We start from the raw sequence: 24919 nt of genomic DNA on the forward strand, positions 1-24919 counted from the left end.
AATATAACGATGAAATTTATCCATTTTGCTGACGCACATTTAGATAGTCCATTTTTGGGGCTATCTTTTTTACCATCTAAGAGCTTTAATCAAATTCAAAAAGCTCCAATGCAATCTTTAACTAACATTGTCGATTTAGCTATTAGGGAAAATGTTGATCTAGTCTTAATTGCAGGCGACACTTTTGACAGTTTTAAGCCTAATCCCAGCGCCCAGATTTTTTTTGCGCGCGAAATTGAGCGGCTAATCACAGCTGAAATACAAGTAGTTATGGTTTTAGGTAATCATGATCATATGGCAAAAGAAGACCTATTGGTGCCTGAAAGCCCGTATTTTAAATTATTAGGTGAGGACGAAAAAGTTGAAACTGCCTCTTACACTACCAGAAGTGGTTTTGACTATGATGTGACTGGTTTTTCATATTTGGCTAATCACATTACAGATGATCTTGCTGCCCAATTTCCTCCTAAACATAACCATTACACTTTTGGTATTATGCATGCTCAGGAAAGGGCGGGTTTGAGCTCTCAAAATGTATATGCTCCATTTACCTTAAGTGAATTACAAAATCTTAATTATGACTATTTTGCTCTGGGTCATATCCATTTAAGGCAAATATTGTCAGAAACGCCACTAATAGTTTATCCTGGTAATATTCAGGGCCGTCACATTAACGAAACTGGTCCCAAAGGCTGTTATTTAGGCACTATTGATGAACAAACAAAGAAAACCAAAATTCATTTTGTTCAGACTAATCTTATTACTTGGGATAAAAGGCAGCTTGAATTAACTAAGCCAATAGCAAAAACCGAGCTGGAAAAGATGATAATTAATTGTTTGCCAGCGACTACCACTAGCTATTTTTGCCTACAAATAATCGGTGCAGATTTTTTAAATGAAAAAGAAGCCGAATTAATTCAAGACAGTGATTTTTGGCAAATGATTTCAGAAAAACTTGCTCATGGTTCTCAACTGGTAGATGTGCGTTTCCTTAATGGAAGCAAATTAGCTGTTGCTGTTAATGATCAAAAATATTTTACACAGGCTGAAGAAGAGATTTTTACTCCGGATCAATTTGCCCAAATTAGTAAAGACTGGTCCTTAAAAACTGAGTTTACCAATAATTTGGCCCAGGACCCAAGTTTTATTCAGGAAGTTAAACAACTGGCAGAAGTCAAGCTGAACAGTAAATTGAAAGGAGTCAATGATGAAATTAATTAAACTTAAGATAATTAATTTTGGTCAATTTTCAAATTTCACTTTTGATTTACTTAATACCGACGTTAACGTCTTTTATGGTACAAATGAAGCAGGGAAAAGCACAATCGTTGCTTTTATTAAACAAATTTTGTTTGGCTTTCATCTTGCTTCACACAATTCCCCTTTTTTTGAAAACTACACTCCTTTGGCCCAAGTTAGCCCAATGGGAGGGTATTTGCTTTTTGAAAATGAAAAAGGACAGCGCTATGAACTGGAACGCCTATACGCCCACGGCAAAGGTTCTAAATTGGGCACACTAACAGTTAAATGTGACAATCAAGTAGTGCCCGAAAATGTTTTTTTTGACCAAATAAAGAATATTGACGGTGACTTTTATGCCGACAGTTTTATCTTTAACCAGGATATGTTGACAAAAGTTGACCAGATCAAGCAAAATGACTTATTAGAACGTATATATTACTTGGGCGCAGCCGACAGTGACAAATTGATAACTGTGCGCGATAATTTTGCCAAAAATGCTGATAGTTTATTTAAAAAGAGGGGCAGAAAACTTCCGGTTAACCAACTTTTACTGCAGATTCAAGAGCAGCAAAGTAAAGTCAGTGATTCTGAAAATGAATTTTCTGTGTATAAAGAACTGAATAGTGACTTAAAAAAACAAGAAGAGCTGCAACACCGTGAAGAAGCAAAAAGACTAGATCTGCAAAGAAAATATGACAACTTGGAAAAAGTTGAAAAGCTTGTACCCAGTTACGAAAAATTGCAGGATTTACAATGTCAGACCAAAGCAATTCATTTTGACTCGGAGCAATATCAATCTGCACAAAATTTAGCAATTCAAGCAGAAACTTTGCGTAAAAAACAGCAAAAAATCACGGGAAAGCTAACTGAATATCCCCAAGTTAAAGATGAGGATATTAGTGAAACAAAGCTGCTGCAAAAGAAGCCGGAAATTTTGCAGTGGCAAGCGGAATACCATAGCTGCTTACAAAAAGAGACGCAAATTAAAAGCGAACAACAGCAGCTCATTACTCTTGATCCCAACTTGAACAAAATTGCTGCATTGACTCAAGAGCAAGTAATTAAGTTGCAGGAAGATTTTCACAAATTACCGCTAAAAGAAACAGTTATTAACCAGGATAAAAGTAATAAGCCTAAGCAATTTCTTTTGCTAGGTGGAACTATTTTCATTTTAGGACTAATTTTAATGTTCATTGCTCGTGCCCTTGGTTTTTTGGCTGTTGGTGTTGGGGTAGCTTTTGCAGTGCTTGGTTACTACCAGCAAAAGCAAGTGCAAAAATCAAATGAAGCACAGTCTGAAAAAAGCAGAAAAGTTAAAGAGCAACAGCTTTTATTTGAGAAACAATATGGCATTGATCCTAGCAATTTAGATCTTAATAATTTGATCAACGAATGGCGGCAGTACCAGGTTTTATCCCAAAACTTAAAGAGAAATCAGTTACGTAAAACAGAAATATCTGATTTGCTCACGCCCTTTGCAATGCAGTTAGGTCAAGAACTGAAACAAGCAATAGGTACTAATTTTTCTGATGTATTGACTGCATTAGATCAGCTTGCTGAAAAAATAGACACGGATCGTAAGCGCAGAGAAGAGCAAAATAGTTTAAAAAACTATTTAACTGAAAATAATGAAGAGCTCCAAGAAGTTAATGTTAAATTGAAAATGATTTTGGCAAGAGCTCAAGTTAGCAGCTTAGATGAATATCGAGAAATCCAAAAACAAAAGCTGAGACAGGATAATATTAAAAACCAAATTAGTGCTCTCAAATCTAGTTTGCAAAGCGACCTTATCCAGCTGCAAGAATATGTACATGATAAAAGTAGTGGACAAAAGAAATTACAGGATTTAGCTGCTCAAATTTCCTTACTAAATGAAAATATTAACCTTTTACAAAGTAAAAAGGCTGAAACTAAAGTCAAGATGGAAAATCTGGCCAGTTCAACGGCGGTATTCGAGGAAAAACAAAAATTAGCAAACTTAAGAACCAGACTTAGAAATTTAAGCGCAGAGTATTTGGCTAATTTATTTACTGCCAAGTGGATTAGCCGCGCACTTGATCTTGCATCTAATGAACGTTTTCCGAAAATGCTGATTACTGCTAAAGAATATTTGCGACTATTAACAAATAATCGGTATAATAATATTGAAATAGGTAAAAAAATAACGGTTACTCGTTTTGATGGTAAAAAATTAGCGGTGGAATATCTTTCTCGGGGTACCTCTGAGCAACTTTATTTTGCTTTGAAATTGGCTTTTGTTGAACAAATAAAGGATCAAATTAATTTACCAATTTTGATTGATGACTCTTTTGTTAACTTTGATGACCAAAGGATCAATGAAATTGAAAAGTTGCTGCAGACAATTGCGCAAAGCAACCAGGTATTGATCTTTACTGCTCAAAAAAGCCTTGTTGATAAACTGCAATTACAGCCGCTAACTTTTAAGAAAGGAACCGAACATGTATAAACGTTTGCTGGATTATAATGATGGCGAAGAGTTAGAACTGGTCGTGTTAATTAAGAACTCGCAACTAAGACATACCAAAAAGGGTAAGCTCTATTTAGCAATGTCATTTGGTGATTCATCTGGTGAAATTCGCGGTAATTTTTGGGATGCCAATGACCAAGATGCCTCTACATTTAATTCAGGAACAATTGTTGAACTTAACGGCAAACGGGAAGAATATCAGGGGCAGCCACAAATAAAAATTTATAGTCTACGGGTTGTTGGCCCTGAAGAAGGTTATGATCTCAGGCAGTTTATTAAATCAGCCCCAGAAAAAGTTGCTGATATGAAAGAAGAAATCAATCAGTACGTTTTTGAAATTTTGAATCCAACCTGGAACCGGATAGTACGGTTTTTATTAAAAAAATGGGACAAGCGGTTCTTTGAGTTTCCAGCTGGAAAAAGTAACCACCATGCCGTGCGTGGAGGTCTGGCATACCATACATTATCAATGTTGCGGGATGCTAAAGGCCTGGTAAATAATTATGCGCAAATTAATCGTTCGTTATTATATGCTGGCTGTATTTTACATGATATGGGTAAAGTATTGGAATTAACTGGTCCAGCGGCAACTCAATATACTAATGAAGGTAACTTGATTGGCCACTTGGTTTTAATTGACGAGCAAATAATGTTAGCGGCGCAACAACTAAATATTGACCTTGAATCTGAAGACTTGCTCTTGCTGCGTCATATGGTTTTGTCTCATCATGGTAAATTTGAGTATGGCTCACCTAAATTGCCGGCACTTCTTGAAGCAGAATTGTTACATCGCATTGATGATTTAGATGCGTCAATTTACGCTATTACTAATGCTTTACAACATACACGACCGGGCAATTTTACCGAAAATATTATGAGTCAGGGTGGCCGGAAATTTTATAGACCTAAAGATGATGAATCTTTAGCTAAATCACATAAATTAGAATAGTTCCTCAGAGCATCTGAGAAGCAAATAACTTTATTGAGGGTTAGCAAAAAATATAAAATATTAGCTTTATACTTGCAAACGGAGAGCTAGAAAGCAGCTAAAAGTACGACATTACTTTTAGCTGCTTTTTCATTTGCCTTAATTTAAGCAGAATTTCTCGTTCACGCAACATTTTGATAAATGTAAAAATAATTTTGATCAAACTGCTTTTTTATAATCTTAAAAAATATGATGCCGTGCTTTTCATGGAAGATAACACTATTACTGTAGAAGGTTCTTATGAAGAATTGATTGAGCAAAAAGGTGATTTATATAATCTATGTAGTTTAACTGCTAATTAGTTAGTAAATTGTGTCAACTTAGTTATTCAATCAGAATATTTTAAAATTAATGCAAAAAAATCCCGTTAGCCGCCATTTATAAAAATGACTGTTAACGGGATTATTATATTTTCAGCAAAGAACTGGTCTTAACTGTAATAGGTTTAATTACTTCTTATTTGTTGAAGTAGAAACATAAGCAGCTAAAACATCCTTTAGATCATTATCCTTTATGTTGACTCCCGCCTTTTTAATTACCTTGGCAAGGACATCATGCATAGTTTGTTGATCTTGAGACATTGATTGATAAATTTGATCATCAATTTCTTTTTTATGTGAAGCAAAAGAACCTTTGGCAGGGTGTTTAATCATTCTAATTACGTGGTAGCCTGATTGAGATTTAACGGGGCTCTTCGTAGTTTCACCGGTCTTTAGCTTAAATGCTGCATTTTTAAAAGCAGGATCTAAACTAGTATCAGTGGAATCAAATGCTGGCAGCTTACCTTCATTACTTTTGGTTCCAGTATCTAAAGAATACTTTTTAACTAGGCTCTTGAAGCTTTTACCATTCTTTAATTCTTTAGTAATTTCTTCGGCTTTAGATTTCTTAGAAACTAATATGTGTTGCACTGTAACTTTAGGCTGATATGCTTTCCAGGCTTTTTCTTCTTGGCTCTTTGAGATTTTTTTAATATCTTTCAAGGCGGCTTCGGTCAGCAAGTTTGTTTTTAGGTTTTGCTTGAAACTTGCAGCAGTCATACCATTTTGTTGCAAAACGGCATCAAACTGACTACCATATTGTTTCTTATAGTTGCTATATTGTTTATCAACTTGCTTTTTTGAAACCTTATTGCCATATTGTTGCTCTAAAACACGATTAATAATCATATTTGCTAAAGCGGTTTTACCAGCCTGAGATTTTTTCATATCATCATAATACTCTTGCTGGGTAATCTTGCCGCCTTTATAAGAAGCAACAGTTTTGCCACCATTAGAACAAGCAGCTGTTGATAATGCCATACCGGCTACGGCAATCACAGCTGCAGCTTTTTTAATATATTTTTTCATAAAATAAATTCTCCACATCCTTAATAAATTAAGTCACCGACAACTAATATAACATAAACTGGCAAAACTGGTTTTCATTTTTATTTTTTTAAAACAAAAAAGAGAGTTTCTTTACTATTTTTTAGAACTATTAGTTTCAGTTGCGTTATTGGAATTAATTGTCGCAGTTTTGGCTTTCAGCTTGCCGATGATACGATTAATGCTGATCTGATAATATTCTATTTCGTTTTGTAACTCAGAAACAGCTTTCTTTGCTCGCGGTAAAGATTTTTTTAATTCTTGCTGAGCAGTTTTAAATTTACTACTTGCAGCAGAAATGTCACTAATATCTTCTTTTAATGACTTTACTTGCTTTTGCACAGGTGGAAACAGGCGGTTGCCATTTTGATCTTTGAACAGTGAAAGGATCACGCCAAAGCCTGCACCTACAGCCAATCCTAAACTAAAACGTTTCATCTTGTCACCTTAAAATTGTGCTCTAATGGCAGCAGCAACCTTTTCATAATCTTCGTCAGTGTATTTTTCCGCATTGTTACGGGTGGCAATCTTTAAGCCATCACCTTCAAATCGCGGAATAAAATGAATATGTGAATGCATAACTACTTGACTTGCACTGGCACCATTATTGCTGCTAATATTCATACCGGTGATTCTCGGATCAAATTTTTTAATTGCATTAGCAATTGTAGGAATATATTGTAAATAGAGTTGAGCATCTGCCTGGGTATAATCAAAAAAGTTTGTGATGTGTTTTTTAGGCACCATCAAAGTATGACCAGGATTAACCTGGGATAAATCTAAAAATGCTTTAACATCGTCATTTTCAAAAACAGTGTAGCTGCTGGCTTCCCCTTTAATAATTTTACAAAATAAACAATCTTTATCTAAATCTTCCATTTTAATACCTCTACATTTCAAAATTTAGTTTCTTTTAATATCATGCTATCATATTAAATGAGTAAATTCATTAAAAGAAAGATAGGAATTATGACTTTAAAAATTGAGCATTTGACTGGTGGCTACACGGGTATACCAGTCATAAAAGATATTAACTTGGAAATAAAACCCGGGGAAGTTTTAGGAGTGATTGGCCTAAATGGTGCTGGTAAATCTACTACTATTAAACATATTTTAGGATTACTCAAACCGCAAAAAGGGAAAATCACTCTAAATGGCATTGATTTAACGGCTGAACCTACTAAATTTAAAAGACAAGTCGCATATATTCCCGAGACGCCAGTTTTATATTCAGAATTGACTTTAAAAGAGCATCTTGACCTGACTATTCTTAGTTACCAGCTAAATGGAAAACAGGCTTGGGCAAAGGCTCACGAGCTGTTACAGCTGTTTAGGCTGGATGACAAGTTAGATTGGCTGCCGATTCATTTTTCAAAAGGTATGAAGCAAAAAGTAATGATTGTTTCAGCGTTTTTAGCAAATACTGACTTGCTGGTAATCGACGAGCCGTTCACTGGACTTGATCCGTTGGCAGTGGCCAATTTGGTGCAATTGATTAAAGAAGCTGCTGGTCAGGGCAAAATGGTGTTAATGTCAACACACATTTTAGCTGACAGTGTGCAGGCAGTTTCTCGTTATGCGGTCTTAAATAATGGCAAAATTCAAACTGCTGGTACTTTGGCTGAAATTCGCATGCATTATGGCCTAAAGGAGACAGATTCATTTGACCAAATTTACCAAATTTTAAGTCAGGAGCAACAAAATGCGTGATTTGGCTAAAAGAAGGCTGCAGGAAAACTTGCGCCAGTCTTTGAAATATTTAGTATTGGTTTTTAATGATTTCTTTATCCTAGCTCTGATTTTTCTTTTTGGAGCACTCATGTTCTGGTATGCACAGGCAATGAAGACTATGCCTGAAAATCTGTGGTATTACCGTCCCCTAGTTGGTATTTTGCTGTGGTTGCCACTGTTAATAGGCAAACTGGTAACATTGCTAAAACCAGCTGATTTACAATTTTTACTGCCTGAAGATGAAAATTTAGCATCATATTTGCAGCCAATGCTAAATTACAGCTTGATTGTACCTACAATTTGCTTAGTTTTAATGGCGGGAATTATATTTCCTTTTGCCACGATCAAGGCAAAGATTGAACCGTTAGATTATGTTTTCGCGGTTTTTGCTGTTTTTCTGGCCAAAGTGATGCAGCTGAAAATTATGGAATATAATTTATTCTTTAACCGTAAAATTTCTATCTCAATTTTGAATATTTTCTTACTGCTTTTATTCATTTTGGGAATGTTTAAACCAAAAAGTATGATATTTATTGCTGGTTTGCTGTTAATTATTGTAATCATTTTTATTTTAAAACCGCAACATGCAGCACTTTTTGACTGGCAATTTGCCATCGAGCAAGAAGAGAAACGTAAAAACGTTGTTTATAACGCTTTTAGTATGTTCACCGATGTTAAGGAAAGGCAAACTAATATTAAAAGACGGAAATATTTGGACTTTTTATTACCTCAAAATTTGGCAAGGGAAAATCCTAATAAGTTTTTGTATAGGCGCTCAGTTCTGCGCAATCCGGAAAACATTAATTTAGTAGTTAGAATGACTGCTTTTGCAATTCTAATTTCCTGGCTAGTGCAGAATTGGCTTTGGGCATTAGGCTTGTCCTGCTTAGTAGTATTCTTAACTATTTACCAATTAGTACCGATGGTTGATGAATTTGACACCAATGTCATGTATCGTGTTTATCCTATTGCGCGTACTAAACGAGGCTTAGACTTAGTCTCTGCACTTACTGGGATAATGTTGGTACAATGGTTGATTATTAGCATTTCATGGCTGATTACACTGCCTATTAGTTTGCACTTGTTTGAAGCAATGGGGATTTTAGTTGTTTTCAGTTACGCGGTATTAAGGTTATACTTACCAGCAAAAGTAAAGAAAAGGAAGTTGTAAATAAATGAGACTACGTAACAAACCGTGGGCTGTAAAACTTGTGCAAGAGCATCCAGAAAGTGTGATAGATCGTCCAGATCCAACCCAAAAGATTGATTGGTCAAAGCGGTTTGCTGACATTTCAAAACCATTAGAAATTGAAGTTGGTCCGGGTAAAGGGAAGTTTATCACCACAATGGCTGAAAAGCACCCTGAAAAAAATTTCGTTGCTCTTGAACTGCAGATGACCGCAGCTGGAATTATTTTACGGTCAAAACTAGCTCAAAATTTGCCTAATTTACAAATTTTATGCGCAGATGCTGCTAATATTGATTGCTTTTTTAAAAAACATAGTGCAAATACCATTTACCTAAATTTTAGTGACCCGTGGCCTAAAACCAGGCACGAAAAGAGAAGGTTAACCTATAAGACTTTTTTACAAAAATACCAAACCGTTTTACAAGAAAATGGTCAGATACAGTTTAAAACAGATAATGCAGGTCTTTTTGCTTACTCTCTTCAAAGTATGAATAATTATGGGATGCATTTTGATTTTGTTACAGTGGATCTGCATAATGAGAAAGAAGATATTTTAACTTCAAATATTGAAACCGAGTATGAGCACAAATTTGCCAGCCAAGGTAACCCAATTTATGCCTTGCATGCTGATTTTGGGGTAAAATAAGTAATAATAAGGATTGAGAGGTTTTTTCAAAATGGAACAAATAAAAGAATTAGATCAAAAAAAATTAGATGATATTACCAAAAATGGTCGTGTGGTTTTGGAATTTTCTGCTGGTTGGTGTCCAGATTGCCGCTTTTTGGATCCGTTTATGCCGGAGATTGAAAAAGATTTTTCTGACAGTAAATTTTATCAAATTGACCGTGACGGTTCTGTAGATGTAGCTAAAGAAATGAATATCATGGGTATTCCTTCATTTGTGGTCTACCAAGATGGTAAAGAAATTGGTAGACTAGTTAATAAGGACCGTAAAACTAAAGAAGAAGTTGAGAGCTTTTTGCGGTCACTGGACTAAGTGAAAGAGGATAATTGATTCATGATTACTAGTATTAATAAACGCAGCTATCCCAATACCTTAATTGTGATTTTAAGTCAGGATAAGGGCAAAAGTGAGTATGAAGAAAAAGGTGATGTCACACGTATTACTGATGAGGAAGGTAATGTGACCGGATATAATTTCTTCAATATCGACCAGGTAATTGATTATGACAAACTAGCAGACGGCCAAGTCAAGTTGACTAATGACGATTTAGCAGCATTAAATAAAAAGTTGGCAGAAGTTGGTTTTAATGATCAACTTGCTTATGGTAAACCAACGCTGGTTTACGGCTATGTGAAAAGCTGTAAAAAACATCCTGACTCTGATCACTTGCATGTGACCACTGTTGATGTTGGCCATGGTGAGGAACAGCAAATCGTCTGTGGTGCACCTAACATTGCTCAAGGACAAAAAGTAGTAGTTGCCTTACCTGGCACCTTGATGCCAAATGGTCAAATGATTTGGCCGGGTCAGCTGCGCCATGTGGATTCTTATGGGATGATCTGTTCAGCACGAGAACTAGGTTTGCCCCACGCACCACAAAAACGAGGAATTTTAGTAGTTCCAGACGATTTTGCTGTGGGAGACGCCTTTGATCCTGAAAAATGTGATGAACTTTTGGCAAGCGGGCAGATTAAATTATAAGATTAAAGGACTTTATCAAGTTATTGGTAGAGTCCTTTTTTAGTAATGCAAAGTAAGATTATGATTTTTCATGGCTTTTTAATGATTCTGCTCTTTTTTCGTTAGAAATGGTAAAATAAGAAACAATGATAAAAAATATGGAGCTTGGGAAATGTTAGATAAAAATAAGCAAATTTGGTTTATTGGAATTAAAGGAACGGGAATGGCTTCTTTAGCCTTAGTGTTAAACGATTTAGGCTTTCATGTTGCCGGTAGTGATATCAAAAAGTATACTTTCACACAAGAACCACTTAAAAAAGCAGGAATTAATGTAACAGAGTTTGATGCAAGTAATATCAAAGACTCGGGTCAGGTCATAATTAAGGGCAATGCTTTTAAAAATGATAACGTTGAAGTTAAAGCTTGTGAAGATAAAAATATAACTTGGCAAAGTTATCCTGATACCGTAGAAGAAATAATCAAGATGCATACTGGTATTGGTGTTTCAGGAACTCATGGCAAAACATCTACTACCGGTCTTTTAGCTCACGTTTTAGGTGAAGCAGCGCCCACGTCTTATCTGATAGGCGATGGTGAGGGTAAAGGAGTTAAAGGGTCACGCTTTTTTGTTTATGAAGCTGATGAATATCGCCGCCATTTTTTGGCTTATCATCCTGATTATCAAATCATGACCAACATTGATTTTGACCACCCGGATTATTTTAAAGACCAGGCAGATTATACTTCAGCCTTTCAAACTGCCGCTGATCAAACTCAAAAAGGTCTATTTGTATGGGGAGGTAATGACAGACTAAGACAATTGCATTCCGCCGTTCCCAAATACACTTATGGTTTTGAAAATGATGATGATTTCCAGGTGGTTGATGTCAACCGCACTACTGCAGGTTCAAGTTTTACGGTTTTGAGACAAGGTAAGAAGATAGGTGAATTTACAATTCATCTTTTTGGCGATCATAATATTTTGAATGCTACGGCCGTAATAGCAGTTGCTTATACCGAAAACATTCCTCTTAGAGATATTCAAACGGGTTTACTTACTTATCAAGGGGCCAAACGACGCTTTTCTGAAAAAGACTTTAAAGATATTAATATCATTGATGATTACGCCCATCATCCAACTGAAATGCGTGCGACAATTCAGGCTGCTAGGCAAAAGTTTCCTCATAAAAAACTAGTTGTCGTATTCCAACCACATACTTTTTCCAGAACGAAGAAATATGCGCAAGATTTTGCAGAAATTTTGCGCGGAGTGGATAAAGCATACATTACTCCCATTTATGCTTCCGCAAGAGAGGCAAATGGAGATATTTCAAGTAGTGATTTAGTAGCCGAAATTCCTGGCTCTGAAGTGATTGATCTTGATAATATTGCTGACCTAACGCAGAACAAAGACAGTGTCATTGTTTTCATGGGCGCAGGCGATATCCAGAAATACGAAGATGCTTTAGAAAAATTACTGTAATTTAACTTTATAGCTTTACTAGAACTCTAGTAAGGCTATTTTTTTGCGCAAATTTTATGATATCTTGTGAAAAATAATGAAATAAAATTAAATAAAATGAAAAATAATGATTGATAAATGGAAATAAATGAAATATAATAAAAATGTAAACGATAACAAACGAAAAGAGGACGAATTAATGAAAGAGATAAAAACTGCAACAAGGTTAAATGCTTACCTGCCACATTATGACAATAGGATTGATAAGGTTTTTGGTGAACTGAAAAAAGTTGGAATTAACTATGTAGATATTAATTTTCCACAACAGACTATCGGGATTCCGGCACGAGACATGAAGAAAATGTTAGACGAAAACGGTTTGCGTCCTAACGGAATGGAAATGAGATTTGAAGGTCATTACCTTAACGGTGATCTCGGGAATTTAAACGATAAGATCTATCAAGATGCAATTGAAATGTGTAAGCAGGCAGTGGATTATTGCCGAGAGATCGGTGGTTCAATGATTAATATCTGGAGTGCTCATGATGGTTTTGACTACAGCTTTCAAATTGATTATTTAAAGGTTTGGCATAGAATTGTCCAAGCTTGTCAAGAAATCGCAGATTATGCGCCTGATATTAAATTTAGTATTGAATACAAACCTTATGAGCCCCGTGCCTATGCTTTCGTTGACAGCATGGGAACCTTGGGAATGATTCTAAAAGATATCAACCGTAAAAACTTTGGCGTTCTTTTAGATTATTGTCACATGCTAATGAAACATGAAAACCCGGCTATGGGATCTGAAATTTTTGCCAGTCGTGGTGAATTATTTGGGGTTCATATTAATGACGGCTATGGTGTCCATGATGACGGGTTAATGGTCGGCACCGTTACTCCATTTAAAACCTTAGAATTTCTCTATTATATGAAAAAATATCACTTTGATGGCATGTATTATTTTGACACAGCTCCAGTAATCGAAGACCCTAGTCAAGAAACCAGTAAGAATATCGAAATGTTGAAATACTTTTTAAATCTACTTGACCGAATAGGCATGGAAAAAATAGACAAAGTGATTAATGAAAATGATGCAATTAAAGCAAGAGATTTATTGTTAGATTTTATAAAAAAATAACTATTTTAATTAAAAATTGTTTTTTTGGAGGCGAAAAATGGATTACAGAGAAACTGCACGAGGTATTTTGGATGCCGTTGGCGGACCAAGTAATATTTCTAATATGACACATTGTGCAACCAGGTTACGATTGAATTTAAAAAATGAAAATATTGATGATGCCAAAGTGAAGGCAGTAGATGGTGTAATTAATGTTTCAAAGGGTGGTGGACAATATCAGGTATTAATTGGTCTTGAAGTACCTAAAGTTTTTGATGAATTTGAAAAGCTTGTCAATGGTAGTACTGATAATGAAGTTAGTACGCAAATCAAACCTCATGGGTTTAAAGGATATGTCAATGCCTTATTTGCGGCAATTGCCGGTATTTTTTCACCACTGCTTCCAGCCCTTGCAGGTTCGGGAATTTTATATGGCTTACTTTTGTTTTGTAGCCAAATAGGATGGATCAGTCAGAAAAGTGGTACTTTTGTCATCTTGACTGCTGCTTCAAAAGCCGTATTTTATTTTTTGCCAATTCTGTTAGCTTTTTCGGCTGCGCGAAGATTTAAAGTCAGCCCTTACATTGCTGCATTAATTGCCGGCGCACTTTTATATCCAGATTTCATTCAATTAATGGGTACCCACGGCAACGGTGCAATGACTTCATTTTTGGGTATTCCAGTAGTTTTAATGAATTACAATTCAACAGTAGTTCCAATTCTAATTTCTATTTGGGCTTATTCATATTTGTATAAGTGGTTAGATAAACACGTCAGTAAAGATTTGGAGCTTGTGGTTGTGCCACTTGTTTGTCTTTTAGTTATGGTGCCTCTGACTGTAATTGTTATTGGTCCACTCGGTGTATATGGTGGTCAATTTGTTGCAGATGTAGTTAATTGGTTAATTAAAAATGTTCCACTGCTTGCTGGAGTAATTGTTGGTGGTGGATGGAGTTTCCTTGTATCTTTTGGAATTCACTGGGCTGTAAATCCAATAATGATTAATAACATTGCTACACAAGGCTTTGATTTTATTTGTCCATTAACCTTTGCTTGCAATTTTGGTGTTATTGGAGCTGCTATAGGAGTTTGGCTTAAAACGCGAAATAAAGAGCTAAAGAGCTTTTCTTTAACTGGAGTAATAACAATTTGCCTTTCTGCAATAATAGAACCAACACTATTTGGTTTACTGGTAAAAAACCGAAAAATATGGGCAGCACAAATGATTGCTGGTGCCGTTGGCGGAGCTTATCTAGGACTAACAAAGGTATTTACAAACGCATTCGTTTTTGGTTCGGTAACAACTTTTCCGGCTTTTGTAGCTAAAAATAGCAATAACTTCTTAAATGCGATGATAGGATTGGGGATTTCTGTAATTGTCGGAATCATTCTTGGTTTTATTGTTACCAAAAAAGATGAGCGTCTTGCTTAAAATAAAGTTAGATGGGGTATAATTAAGGAAGCAACACACTTATGCATATAAGGAGAAGAGAATAAATTGCTTCCGATAGAAAGACAAAATCAAATCTTAAAAATTTTAGAAAACAAAAATTTGAGCAAACTGGATGAACTTCATAAACAAATACCCAATGTATCTATTTCAACATTAAGAAGAGATATAAAAACTTTAGAAGATGAAGGAAAAATTGAATATTTATTTGGCGGAGCTGTTAGGCTAAGTGACGGCTCCGGAGAAGTCGAATTCACTAAAAAGGAACATAAGTACCAAAAAGAGAAAAAACAAATTGCTGTTTTAGCTGCCCAAGAGATTCATGATAGCAATGCAATATATGTAGATTCAGGTACAACATGTACTCTCCTGCTTGATAAAATAAAAAATAAGCGAATCACAATTTATACTACGAATACACAAGTATGCCATATTGTTGGTAATTTTAAGGCTGAAATAGTTTTAATAGGTGGCAATTATAACGGAGTCACTTCTTCACTTACTGGTGCATTAACCAACGATTTACTATCCAGGCTCCATTTTGATAAAGCGTTTTTTGGCATGAATGGTGTTGATATTAATAATGGATACACAACACCACAATTTGATGAAGCAATAAAGAAGCAGCTGATCGCAAAAAGAACTTCACAATCTTTTATATTAGCTGATTCAAGCAAGTTTGGCCTATCTTCAAATGTTCAGGCTTTAGAATTAAAAGACGCAATCCTAATTTCTAATGAAAATGACCCTCAAATTGCTAAAGAAACAAAGATTATTTGTCCGTAACTAAAACATAAAACTTAATTAAAATTATATTTAGTAGAAACATCAAACCCAATAGGAGTTTGATGTTTTTGTTTAAAGAAGGTTCTAAAAATCATATACAAAAGTGAAATAAGCAAAATCGGAAGTGATAATCTTAAGAGAGAAACCAAATATAACTAATTTGTTAAAAAATCGGTATTATGCAAGATGAATGGAAAAACTGTTAAAATGGTAGTTGAATAAAGAAACTTGGTTTAAATTTAAGGAGATCAAATGGCTGATAAAAAATTACTTTTAATTGATGGTAATTCAGTTGCCTTTCGTGCTTTCTATGCACTATACCGCCAACTTGAAAATTTTAGAAATCCTGAAGGATTGCACACAAATGCCATTTATACATTTAAAAATATGCTTGATGTCGTGCTGAATGACGTTGAACCTGACCATGTTTTGGTTGCTTTTGATGCAGGTAAAACTACTTTTAGAAATAAGATGTATGCTGACTACAAAGGTGGCAGACAAAAGACCCCATCAGAATTATCTGAACAGCTGCCGTACATTCAGGAACTTTTGCATGATTTGGGCTTGTCTACATATGAGCTTGATAACTATGAAGCTGATGACATTATTGGTACTTTTGTAAGTATTGGAGAAAAAGAGGGCTTTAAAGTCACGGTTGTTACGGGCGACAAGGACTTGACGCAGCTGGCATCTCCTCAAACCACTGTTATGGTTACTAAATCAGGGGTTTTAAACTTGGAAGCTTATACCCCTGAACACATGAAAGAAGTTAATGGTGTTACTCCAACTGAATTCATTGATATGAAAGCATTAATGGGTGATAATTCTGATAATTATCCTGGTGTTACTAAAATAGGACCCAAAAAAGCTTCGCAACTTATCCAGGAATATGGCTCAATAGAAAATTTATATGATCATATAGATGATATGAAGCCTTCTAAAATGAAGGAAAACCTGATTAATGATAAAGATAAGGCTCTACTGGGTAAAAAGCTGGCGACAATTGATCGTAATACCCCGTTAACCATTGGGATTGATGATGTAAAAAGGCGTGCAGTCGATTATCAAAAATTGCGCAGATTCTATGAAAAAATGAACTTTCGCAAGTTTTTAAGCCAGTTAGACCCTGAAAGTGCTGCTGGGCAAAAAGACCAACCAGTAAAAGATAATAAAGCAGTTGCTTTTACAGCGCTTGAAGAAAATGACATTAATAATTTTGCAGTTAAAGCTGGCCAAACTATTACTTTTTACTTAGGAATGTTGGGTGCCAATTATCATTTAGCGCAATTTGTTGGCTTTGCCATTAAGATAGATAAGCAAATATATGTGAGTCGCAATGTTGACCTGTTAAAAAAGCCGCAACTTAAGAATATTCTGGAAAATAAGCAAATTGCCAAAAATGTCTTTGATTTAAAACGAACTACAGTTGGTTTGAACCGATTGGGTATTCACGCTCGCTCTATTGATTATGATATGCTACTTGCTTCATATTTAATCAATAACGAAAATAATTCTGACGACATGGGTGAAATTTGTCGCATGTACGGTGATAATTCGGTTAAAAGCGATTATGATGTTTATGGCAAAGGTAAAAGCGTCCATATTCCAGAGGACGATCAGGTGTTGTTCAACCATTTGGCTGGCAAAATTGAAGCAATCGCAAACTTAAAAGATACTCTGCTGGCTAAACTAAAAGAACATGAGCAAGACGATCTTTTTGCCAATATTGAAATCCCTGTAGCCCGTGTTCTGTCTGTCATGGAAATAAACGGTATCAAAGTCCAAGCTGATACCTTAACGCAGCTCCAAGATGAATTTGCGGTTGACCTTAAGAAAATGGAAAAGCAAATTTATGATGAAGCCGGTGAAGAATTTAATATTAATTCACCTAAACAACTAGGTCATATTTTGTTTGAAAAAATGGGCTTAAAGCCTGTTAAAAAGACTAAAACCGGTTATTCGACTTCAGTTGATGTTTTGAATCAGTTAAAAGATGAAAACCCAATTATTGATCAAATTTTGACTTACCGGCAAATTGCTAAAATCCAGTCAACTTACGTCAATGGCTTACTGGATGTTATCCAAAAAGACGGTCGGGTTCATACCAGGTATTTACAAACATTGACTGCTACTGGTCGTTTGTCCTCAGTTGATCCTAACTTACAAAACATTCCTACCAGAACGGAAGAAGGAAAGCAAATTAGAAAAGCCTTTGTGCCAAGTGAACCAGATGGCTACATTTTCTCTTGTGACTATTCTCAAATTGAATTACGAGTCTTAGCACAGGTTTCCGGTGACGAACAAATGCAGGAAGCTTTCAGAACGGGTTATGACATCCACGCTCATACGGCTATGAAAATTTTTCATCTGAAATCAACTTCTGACGTTACGCCGTTAATGCGTCGCAGAGCAAAAGCGGTAAACTTCGGTATTGTCTATGGTATTTCTGATTATGGCTTATCTAAAAATCTCAATATCAGTCGCAAACAAGCTAAGGAATTTATTGATAATTACTTTGAACAATATCCGCAAATTAAGGATTATATGGATAAGGCAGTTCAAGTTGCCCGTGAAAAAGGCTATGCCGAAACAATTATGCACAGAAGGCGCTATTTACCTGATATTCATGCCAAGAATTATAATGTGCGGTCATTTGCGGAAAGAACTGCGATTAACTCACCAATTCAAGGTTCAGCTGCAGATATTATCAAGATTGCGATGATTAATATGCAGAAAAAATTGGATGAGATGCATCTTAAAACTAAGATGGTGGTTCAAGTTCATGATGAATTGATTTTTGATGTACCAAAAGATGAATTAGAAACAATTAAAAAGATTGTGCCAGAAGTTATGCAGTCTGCTGTGAGACTTGATATTCCTCTTGTAGCTGATTCTGGTTATGGTCACAATTGGTTTGATGCTAAGTAAGGAGTAATTTTAATGCCCGAAATGCCAGAAGTTGAAACTGTCAGGCGGACACTACTTCCCTTGATTAAGGGAAAAACGATTAAAGAAGTAACTGTTTGGTATCCTAAAATAATAACTGGTGATGCAAAAGAATTTAAAAAGCAGTTAGCTGGTAAAAGAATAGAAACAATTGATCGTTATGCTAAGTATTTGCTTATTCGTCTTAGTGGTCATTTAACTGTGGTATCGCATTTACGCATGGAAGGTAAATATCGTTTAGTCAAAGTAAATACCAAAAAAGATAAACATGATCATGTGCAAATTGTTTTTAACGATAATTCTGCTTTGCGTTACAATGATGTGCGTAAGTTCGGGCGCATGCAGTTGATTACAACGGGCACAGAGAAAGAAAGTACCGGTATTGGCAAATTAGGCGCTGAACCAAATTCACAGGCGTTTACAGTTTCATACTTGCAAAAAGGCCTAGCTCGTAAAAAGAAAAATATCAAAAATACCTTGCTTGATCAGTCAGTTGTGGCCGGTCTTGGTAACATTTACGTAGATGAAGTTTTGTGGGAAACAAAAATTCACCCATTAAGTATGGCTAATAGTATCCCAGCAAAAAAAGTAGCAGAACTGCATGATAATATTAATTCGTTGATAGAATTGGCCATAGCAGAAAGGGGCACTACTGTTCATACATATCTTGATGCTAATGGCAAGACCGGCGGTTTTCAAAAAATGTTGCAGGTCTATGGTCATAAAGGCGAACCTTGTGAACGTTGCGGAACCCCTCTTGAAAAAATTAAAGTAAACGGCCGGGGCACTACTTTTTGCCCTAAATGTCAGGTGATTTATAAATGACAACTATTTTGGGCTTAACTGGTGGAATAGCCAGCGGCAAAAGCACAGCAGATATCTTTTTTAAAGAAAAGCACATACCCGTGATAGACTGTGACCAAATAGCTCATGATATTTTAAATGTTGGTAATAAAGGTTATGAATTGGTTAGAAAACAGTTTGGTCTCCAAATAATTAATGAAGATCAATCAATCAACCGATCAGTTTTAGGCCAAATGGTTTTTAATGACGCAAAGCAGCTTGACATTCTTAATAAAATTACCCATCCGTTGATTTTTAAAGAAATACAAGCTAAAATTGCGCTAAACAAGGTTGCTAAAAAGCCTTTAATTATTGTAGATGCACCAGTTTTGTTTGAAGCAAATGGTCAAAAATATTGTGACTGCACTTTATTAATTGCAATACCTGAATCTTTGCAGTTAAAGCGGCTGATGTTAAGGGATCATTTAAGTAAAGATGCTGCTTTGAAACGTATTCGCAGTCAGATGTCCTTGTCTCAGAAAGAAAAACTAGCTGACTTTGTAATTAATAATGTTGGTACAAAGCAAGATCTGAAATATCAACTTGAGCAGTTGCTTCTTAAAATAAAAGAGGAGTATTAATATGGAATGTCCTAATTGTCATAAAAATGCATCAAAAGTAATAGATTCTCGCCCCAGTGATGAAAATCGTGCAATCAGACGACGGCGTGAGTGTGAAAACTGTGGCTTTCGTTTTACTACGTTTGAAAGAGTCGAGACGACACCACTACTGGTAATCAAAAATGATGGCACTCGTGAACCTTTTAACCGGAAAAAAATTTTACACGGCGTCATGGCTGCGGGACAAAAGCGTCCTATATCTAGTTCGCAATTTGAAGAATTAGTTGATCATGTAGAAAACAAAGTACGTCAGCAAGGAGTTAGTGAGATTTCTTCCAAAAAGATTGGTCAATTAGTAATGGATGAACTGGCTAAAATTGATGATGTCGCTTATATTCGTTTTGCCTCTATTTATCGTGAATTCAAAGATATGTCCAGCTTCATGAAAACCATGGAAGATATGATTGCGAAAAGGGAGAAAGGTAATTAATTATGTTTGAGACAAATGATCCCAAACAACCATTTTTCATTGCTAACACGGTGGATATTTTTCCGAAGGATTTACGGGTTTTAATCAAATTATACCAGCCGCTCATAGGATCTCTGGCGCTGGCAGTTTATTTAAGCTTAAATGAAGACTATAATCCGCAAGCGATGCTCTCTGATGCCAAAGGTCTCTATTTTTTGCAGGAGCAAGCCGACTGCGATATCAAAAAATTATTTCCCGCGTTGCATAAACTTGAAGCTGTCGGTTTAATTGAAAGCCATTTGCTTGCTAACCAAATTATGGGTCAGGTTTTATGTTTTAAACTTAAAAGTGTTCCTTCCAGCAGTGAGTTTTTTACCACCGCACTTTTAGCAAGTTTATTAAAAGAAAAAGTGGGTGTTACAGCCTTTAATAAATTGAGCCATGAGTTTGCTAGAGAAACTAAGCAAAGTCAAAGCAGCATCAGTGGAATTAAGGAAGCACCTAACGTATCTGCATCCTTTATGGAAGTTTTTCATTTACCTGACCAAGAAGCAATTGATCCTTCTATTGATGTGAAAAAAGCTGCTAAAGAAAACAGTTCTGTTTCTAAAGCTTTTGCTACCGTCAATGATCAAGAGCATATTGACTGGGATTTTATGAAGCAGCAATTTGAAATTTATCAAATCGCGGGCAGCGAAATTGATCAGAATGAAGATGCTATTCGAGCTGTTATGCGCATGTACGGACTTTCCGAGCAAGAATTTGTTGATGAAGCAATACCTTGCTTACATGGTGATTATCATTTGAATATGCGTCAAATTAAGCAATCTATCGCTAACAGTATTCATGGAACTGATACGCGCCGGCATTTGCCAAAAAAAGAAGAACTAACAGACAAGCTTGTCAATAATAGTCACTTAAATGAAGATGAACAGCAGCTATTGCAGAAAGCTCAATCTGATACTCCAGCCCAGTTTTTGTATCATTTAAAAACTGAACGGAATGATTTTGTTGATGCCAGTGAATATCAAGTGCTTGATAATTTATATAACGATAAGGGAATACCGGCAGAATTGCTTAACGTTTTGACTTATGCTTGTTTAAAAAGTGGTCCTAATATCTCTTTTCGCCTGGCAAATAAAATACTTCATGATTGGCTGCAACACGGGGTAAAGACTGCAAGTCAAGCTTTGGAATACATGGACAAGAGAAAAAGGGCACAAAAGCAAAGAAGCAATCGGTATCATGCTTATACTGCCAGAAAAACGGTTGAAAAGGGCACTGACTGGAACAAGCAAAAGCCAAAGGTAAAATCGGATGTTTCCAGTGCAGAATTAAAAGAATTTTTCAAGAATTTTGAAGATCAAAACGGCATGAAGTAGGTGAAATAAAATGCAACCCATCAAAAAACTTATGGTTAAAGGACAAACAGCTAAAGCAGATGAGGAAAGTACAGCTAAAATTAAGCAAAAAGTATTGGCTGAACCCAAAGTGCAACAATTTATCAGCCAGCACCAAGAGCAGCTTAACGACAGCATAATTGATAAAAGTCTGCCCAGCCTGTTTGAATTTTATCTTAGCCAACATAAAAAAGATCCGGTAACTCAAGGATACTATCCTGATTTAATCATGAATAAAAATGCCATTAGTCTCAAGTTTGTTCCTGAGGACAGTAAGCTGATTCATGATAGGGAAATTAGTATCAAGAAACACTTGCGCTTAATTAATTTACCTGAGGGATTGCATGATATTCGTTTGAGTCAAATTGAATTGACTCCCGCAAGAAAAGAAGTAATGGCAGCTATTCAAAAGTTTTTATATCATTATGCGCGAGATATTCATCAAAAGGGCTTATATTTATCAGGTAATTTTGGTATTGGTAAAACCTATATATTGGCGGGACTGGCAAATCAGGTTGCTGCTATGAACAAATATGTTGTTTTTTTGCATGTTCCTACTTTCATTGCCAGTCTGGCAAGTCATTTTAATGATAATAGTTTGCAAGATGAAGTTCAAAAAATTGCAAATTGCGATTTGTTAATACTTGATGATATTGGTGCGGAAAATTTGAGTCAGTGGTCACGCGATGAAGTTTTAGCGGTAATTTTACAAGCAAGAATGGATAATGTTTTGCCAACCTTCTTTTCGTCCAATTTTGCTATGAATGACTTAGAAGATCATTTTAAAGAGACCAAAAATGCCATTGAACCAGTAAAAGCTGCCAGATTAATGGAAAGAATACATTCTCTAGCCACTGAAATTGTAATTTCTGGGCACAACCGGCGGCATTAGTGACTAAAAAGTCTAGTTTGAATTTTTTTAATGAAAATATACTTGCATTAAAAAATTATTGGGTTATAATTAACTGCAATGAATGAACATGTTGTAATACGATTCAGAGAGAGAAGCATTATTCTGGAAGCTTCCATTAGTGTTACAACCCACTCATTCGTACCTGAAATTAAAAAATGGGTTGGATCCGTTATAATCTTGAACGAGATAGTCTGGAGTCCAGACTAAATTTTGGGTGGAACCACGTTAATTAACGTCCCAGTGCTTAACTGCACTGGGATTTTTTTATTTATTTGATTTTGGAGGAAAAAATGAGTTTTGCAATTACTTTGCCGGATGGTTCTAAAAAGGAATATGAAGATGCAATATCAGTTTCTGCTTTAGCACATGACATAGGTACATCCTTAGGTAAGGCTGCTATTGGAGCAAAAGTAAACGGTCAAGTTGTTTCTTTGGACTACGAATTAAATAAAGATGCCGAAGTTGCAATTATTACAGACAGGGATGAAGCAGGCTTAAATATTTTACGGGCTACGGTAGCTTTTGTATTTGAAGCAGTTGCTAAAAAAGCTTATCCTGAGATTCATTTTGGTGAGCATGCGGCGAATGAAGATGGATTTTTGGTTGATACTGACAAGGAAAACCAGATTAAAGTTAACGAACTTCCGGAATTAGAGAAAGCAATTAAAAAGGTTATTAAAGCTGGAAATAAAATTGCATCTTCTTCCATGTCAAAAGCGGAATTATCTGAAATTTTTAAAGATGATCCGTATAAGAGTGAATTGCTAAAAGCAGAAAAAGATGACCAAATTCATGTATACAAGCTGGGAGACTTCATCGACTTTGGCTTCGATGCGTTACTGCCTAATACAGGAAAGATTAAGCAGTTTAAATTATTATCTGTTGCTGGTGCTTATTGGAAGGGCCAATCTTCTAACCCAATGCTTCAAAGAATTTCCGGTACAGCCTTCTTTAAAAAAGCTGACTTAGATGCCGATATTAAGCGTCGTGAAGAAATTAAAGAACGCGATCACAGAACAATTGGCCGAGATCTTGATTTATTCTTTGTAGATCCCAAAGTTGGAGCTGGTTTACCTTACTGGATGCCAAAAGGTGCCACGATTCGCCGAGTAGTTGAACGTTACATCATTGATAAAGAGGTCGCTGACGGTTACCAACACGTTTATACCCCAGTGCTTATGAACGTTGACGCTTATAAAACATCAGGCCACTGGGCACACTATCGTGATGACATGTTTCCACCGATGGATATGGGTGACGGGGAAATGCTTGAATTGCGACCAATGAATTGTCCGTCCCACATTCAAATCTATAAGCATCATATTCGTTCATACCGCGAGTTACCAATTCGCATTGCGGAACTGGGTATGATGCATAGATATGAAAAATCTGGTGCTTTGTCAGGTTTGCAACGCGTAAGAGAAATGACCTTGAATGATGGTCATACATTTGTAACCTTAGACCAGGTTCAAAGTGAATTCTCTAAGATTTTGACTTTAATTCTGGATGTATACAAAGATTTTGACATTACCGATTACTACTTCAGACTTTCTTATCGTGATCCGAAGAATACTAAGAAGTATTTTGCCAATGATGAAATGTGGGAAAGAAGTCAGTCAATGCTGAAAAAGGCAATGGATGATATGGGCCTTGATTACGTTGAGGCTGAAGGTGAGGCTGCATTCTACGGTCCTAAACTTGATATTCAGACTAAGACTGCTTTAGGCGCTGATGAGACCATGTCCACTATCCAACTGGACTTCATGCTCCCTGAACGCTTTAACTTAACTTATGTTGGTCAAGATGGTGAAGAGCATCGTCCAGTTATGATTCACCGTGGTATTGTTGGAACTATGGAGCGTTTCATTGCTTACTTGATTGAAATATACAAGGGTGCTTTCCCAACCTGGTTAGCTCCAGTTCAAGTTGAAGTAATCCCTGTTAACCTCGACGCTCATTCAGATTACGCTAAGAAAGTTCGTGATGAGCTCAATAAGAGAGGCTTTAGAGCTGAAGCTGACTTACGCAATGAAAAATTAGGCTACAAGATTCGTGAATCACAAACACAAAAAGTACCGTATACTCTTGTTTTAGGTGACAAAGAACTCAAGGACAACAGTGTTAACGTTCGCCGCTATGGTACTGAAGAAGAAGTAGCAAAGAGTTTTGACGAATTTATTCGTGAAATTGAACAAGATGTTAAATCATATTCACGCAATGAATAAAAGAGTAAAAGCTAATAAAAATAGTTTATATAGATGGCAGAAATAATTTGATAACTTAAACCATAATATAAAACCGCTAAAATTTGCACGTCGAGTA

22 protein-coding genes are annotated in these 24919 nt (G+C 35.9%); 19 read left to right on the forward strand and 3 right to left on the reverse strand.

Annotated elements, in window-relative coordinates:
• The first annotated feature begins 9 nt into the window (after positions 1-9).
• Genes ACFQ32_RS00230 through ACFQ32_RS00240 form a run of 3 tightly spaced genes read left to right on the forward strand, consistent with a single transcriptional unit; the run spans position 10 to position 4679 of the window.
• Positions 10-1221, forward strand: coding sequence for a metallophosphoesterase family protein (locus tag ACFQ32_RS00230; RefSeq protein WP_046325141.1), 1212 nt, complete (start codon positions 10-12; stop codon positions 1219-1221).
• Entirely contained in the window at positions 1205-3709 is a 2505-nt protein-coding gene (locus ACFQ32_RS00235) for an AAA family ATPase (RefSeq protein WP_449273596.1), read from the forward strand. Before ACFQ32_RS00230 ends, ACFQ32_RS00235 begins: the two co-directional genes overlap by 17 nt.
• A complete protein-coding gene (locus ACFQ32_RS00240; RefSeq protein ID WP_046325139.1) occupies positions 3702-4679 on the forward strand; it encodes a 3'-5' exoribonuclease YhaM family protein in 978 nt (325 codons plus the stop codon). Before ACFQ32_RS00235 ends, ACFQ32_RS00240 begins: the two co-directional genes overlap by 8 nt.
• Positions 4680-5167: 488 nt before the next feature.
• Here ACFQ32_RS00240 and ACFQ32_RS00245 read toward each other — a convergent pair whose 3' ends face one another.
• From ACFQ32_RS00245 to ACFQ32_RS00255, 3 genes are all read right to left on the reverse strand, one after another.
• Positions 5168-6067, reverse strand: coding sequence for a peptidylprolyl isomerase PrsA (locus tag ACFQ32_RS00245; protein ID WP_046325138.1), 900 nt, complete (start codon positions 6065-6067; stop codon positions 5168-5170).
• Positions 6068-6181: 114 nt separating this feature from the next.
• Positions 6182-6523, reverse strand: coding sequence for a hypothetical protein (locus tag ACFQ32_RS00250; RefSeq protein ID WP_046325137.1), 342 nt, complete (start codon positions 6521-6523; stop codon positions 6182-6184).
• A 9-nt stretch (positions 6524-6532) separates the two neighbouring features.
• Positions 6533-6964, reverse strand: coding sequence for an HIT family protein (locus ACFQ32_RS00255; RefSeq protein ID WP_046325136.1), 432 nt, complete (start codon positions 6962-6964; stop codon positions 6533-6535).
• Between the two features lie 90 nt (positions 6965-7054).
• Between ACFQ32_RS00255 and ACFQ32_RS00260 the strand changes: the two genes are divergently transcribed.
• From ACFQ32_RS00260 to thrS, 16 genes are all read left to right on the forward strand, one after another.
• Positions 7055-7795, forward strand: a complete 741-nt coding sequence (locus ACFQ32_RS00260) for an ABC transporter ATP-binding protein (RefSeq protein ID WP_046325135.1) — start codon at positions 7055-7057, stop codon at positions 7793-7795.
• Positions 7788-8987: an ABC transporter permease gene (locus ACFQ32_RS00265; protein WP_046325134.1), complete on the forward strand. Its 1200-nt coding sequence runs from the start codon at positions 7788-7790 to the stop codon at positions 8985-8987. The genes ACFQ32_RS00260 and ACFQ32_RS00265 overlap by 8 nt, the downstream gene beginning before the upstream one ends.
• A gap of 4 nt (positions 8988-8991) precedes the next feature.
• Entirely contained in the window at positions 8992-9651 is a 660-nt protein-coding gene (gene trmB / locus ACFQ32_RS00270; protein WP_046325133.1) for a tRNA (guanosine(46)-N7)-methyltransferase TrmB, read from the forward strand.
• Between the two features lie 31 nt (positions 9652-9682).
• On the forward strand, positions 9683-10003 hold the full coding sequence (locus tag ACFQ32_RS00275) for a thioredoxin family protein (RefSeq protein WP_046325132.1): 321 nt from the start codon (positions 9683-9685) through the stop codon (positions 10001-10003).
• Between the two features lie 21 nt (positions 10004-10024).
• A complete protein-coding gene (gene ytpR / locus ACFQ32_RS00280) occupies positions 10025-10672 on the forward strand; it encodes a YtpR family tRNA-binding protein (protein ID WP_046325131.1) in 648 nt (215 codons plus the stop codon).
• A 151-nt stretch (positions 10673-10823) separates the two neighbouring features.
• Complete coding sequence (murC, locus tag ACFQ32_RS00285; protein WP_046325130.1) at positions 10824-12134, forward strand: UDP-N-acetylmuramate--L-alanine ligase; 1311 nt, start codon at positions 10824-10826, stop codon at positions 12132-12134.
• Between the two features lie 187 nt (positions 12135-12321).
• Complete coding sequence (locus ACFQ32_RS00290; RefSeq protein WP_046325239.1) at positions 12322-13251, forward strand: sugar phosphate isomerase/epimerase family protein; 930 nt, start codon at positions 12322-12324, stop codon at positions 13249-13251.
• Between the two features lie 37 nt (positions 13252-13288).
• On the forward strand, positions 13289-14662 hold the full coding sequence (locus ACFQ32_RS00295; RefSeq protein WP_046325129.1) for a PTS transporter subunit EIIC: 1374 nt from the start codon (positions 13289-13291) through the stop codon (positions 14660-14662).
• Positions 14663-14728: 66 nt separating this feature from the next.
• Positions 14729-15466, forward strand: coding sequence for a DeoR/GlpR family DNA-binding transcription regulator (locus tag ACFQ32_RS00300; protein ID WP_046325128.1), 738 nt, complete (start codon positions 14729-14731; stop codon positions 15464-15466).
• A gap of 252 nt (positions 15467-15718) precedes the next feature.
• A complete protein-coding gene (polA, locus tag ACFQ32_RS00305; RefSeq protein WP_046325127.1) occupies positions 15719-18394 on the forward strand; it encodes a DNA polymerase I in 2676 nt (891 codons plus the stop codon).
• Positions 18395-18406: 12 nt separating this feature from the next.
• Entirely contained in the window at positions 18407-19237 is an 831-nt protein-coding gene (mutM, locus tag ACFQ32_RS00310; protein ID WP_046325126.1) for a DNA-formamidopyrimidine glycosylase, read from the forward strand.
• Complete coding sequence (gene coaE / locus ACFQ32_RS00315; protein WP_046325125.1) at positions 19234-19836, forward strand: dephospho-CoA kinase; 603 nt, start codon at positions 19234-19236, stop codon at positions 19834-19836. The genes mutM and coaE overlap by 4 nt, the downstream gene beginning before the upstream one ends.
• 1 nt (position 19837) lies before the next feature.
• Positions 19838-20305: a transcriptional regulator NrdR gene (nrdR, locus tag ACFQ32_RS00320; protein ID WP_046325124.1), complete on the forward strand. Its 468-nt coding sequence runs from the start codon at positions 19838-19840 to the stop codon at positions 20303-20305.
• A gap of 2 nt (positions 20306-20307) precedes the next feature.
• The gene (locus ACFQ32_RS00325) at positions 20308-21666 is read left to right on the forward strand and encodes a DnaD domain protein (RefSeq protein WP_046325123.1); all 1359 of its coding nucleotides are present in this window, start codon (positions 20308-20310) and stop codon (positions 21664-21666) included.
• Between the two features lie 10 nt (positions 21667-21676).
• Positions 21677-22576 carry a primosomal protein DnaI gene (gene dnaI / locus ACFQ32_RS00330; protein ID WP_046325122.1) on the forward strand — a complete coding sequence of 300 codons (900 nt, stop codon included), beginning with the start codon at positions 21677-21679 and terminating at the stop codon, positions 22574-22576.
• 311 nt (positions 22577-22887) lie between these two features.
• Entirely contained in the window at positions 22888-24822 is a 1935-nt protein-coding gene (thrS, locus tag ACFQ32_RS00335) for a threonine--tRNA ligase (protein WP_046325121.1), read from the forward strand.
• Positions 24823-24919: the final 97 nt, after the last annotated feature.

It is taken from the genome of Lactobacillus melliventris, assembly GCF_042679465.1.
In the GTDB taxonomy this organism is placed as follows: Bacteria; Bacillota; Bacilli; order Lactobacillales; family Lactobacillaceae; genus Lactobacillus; species Lactobacillus melliventris.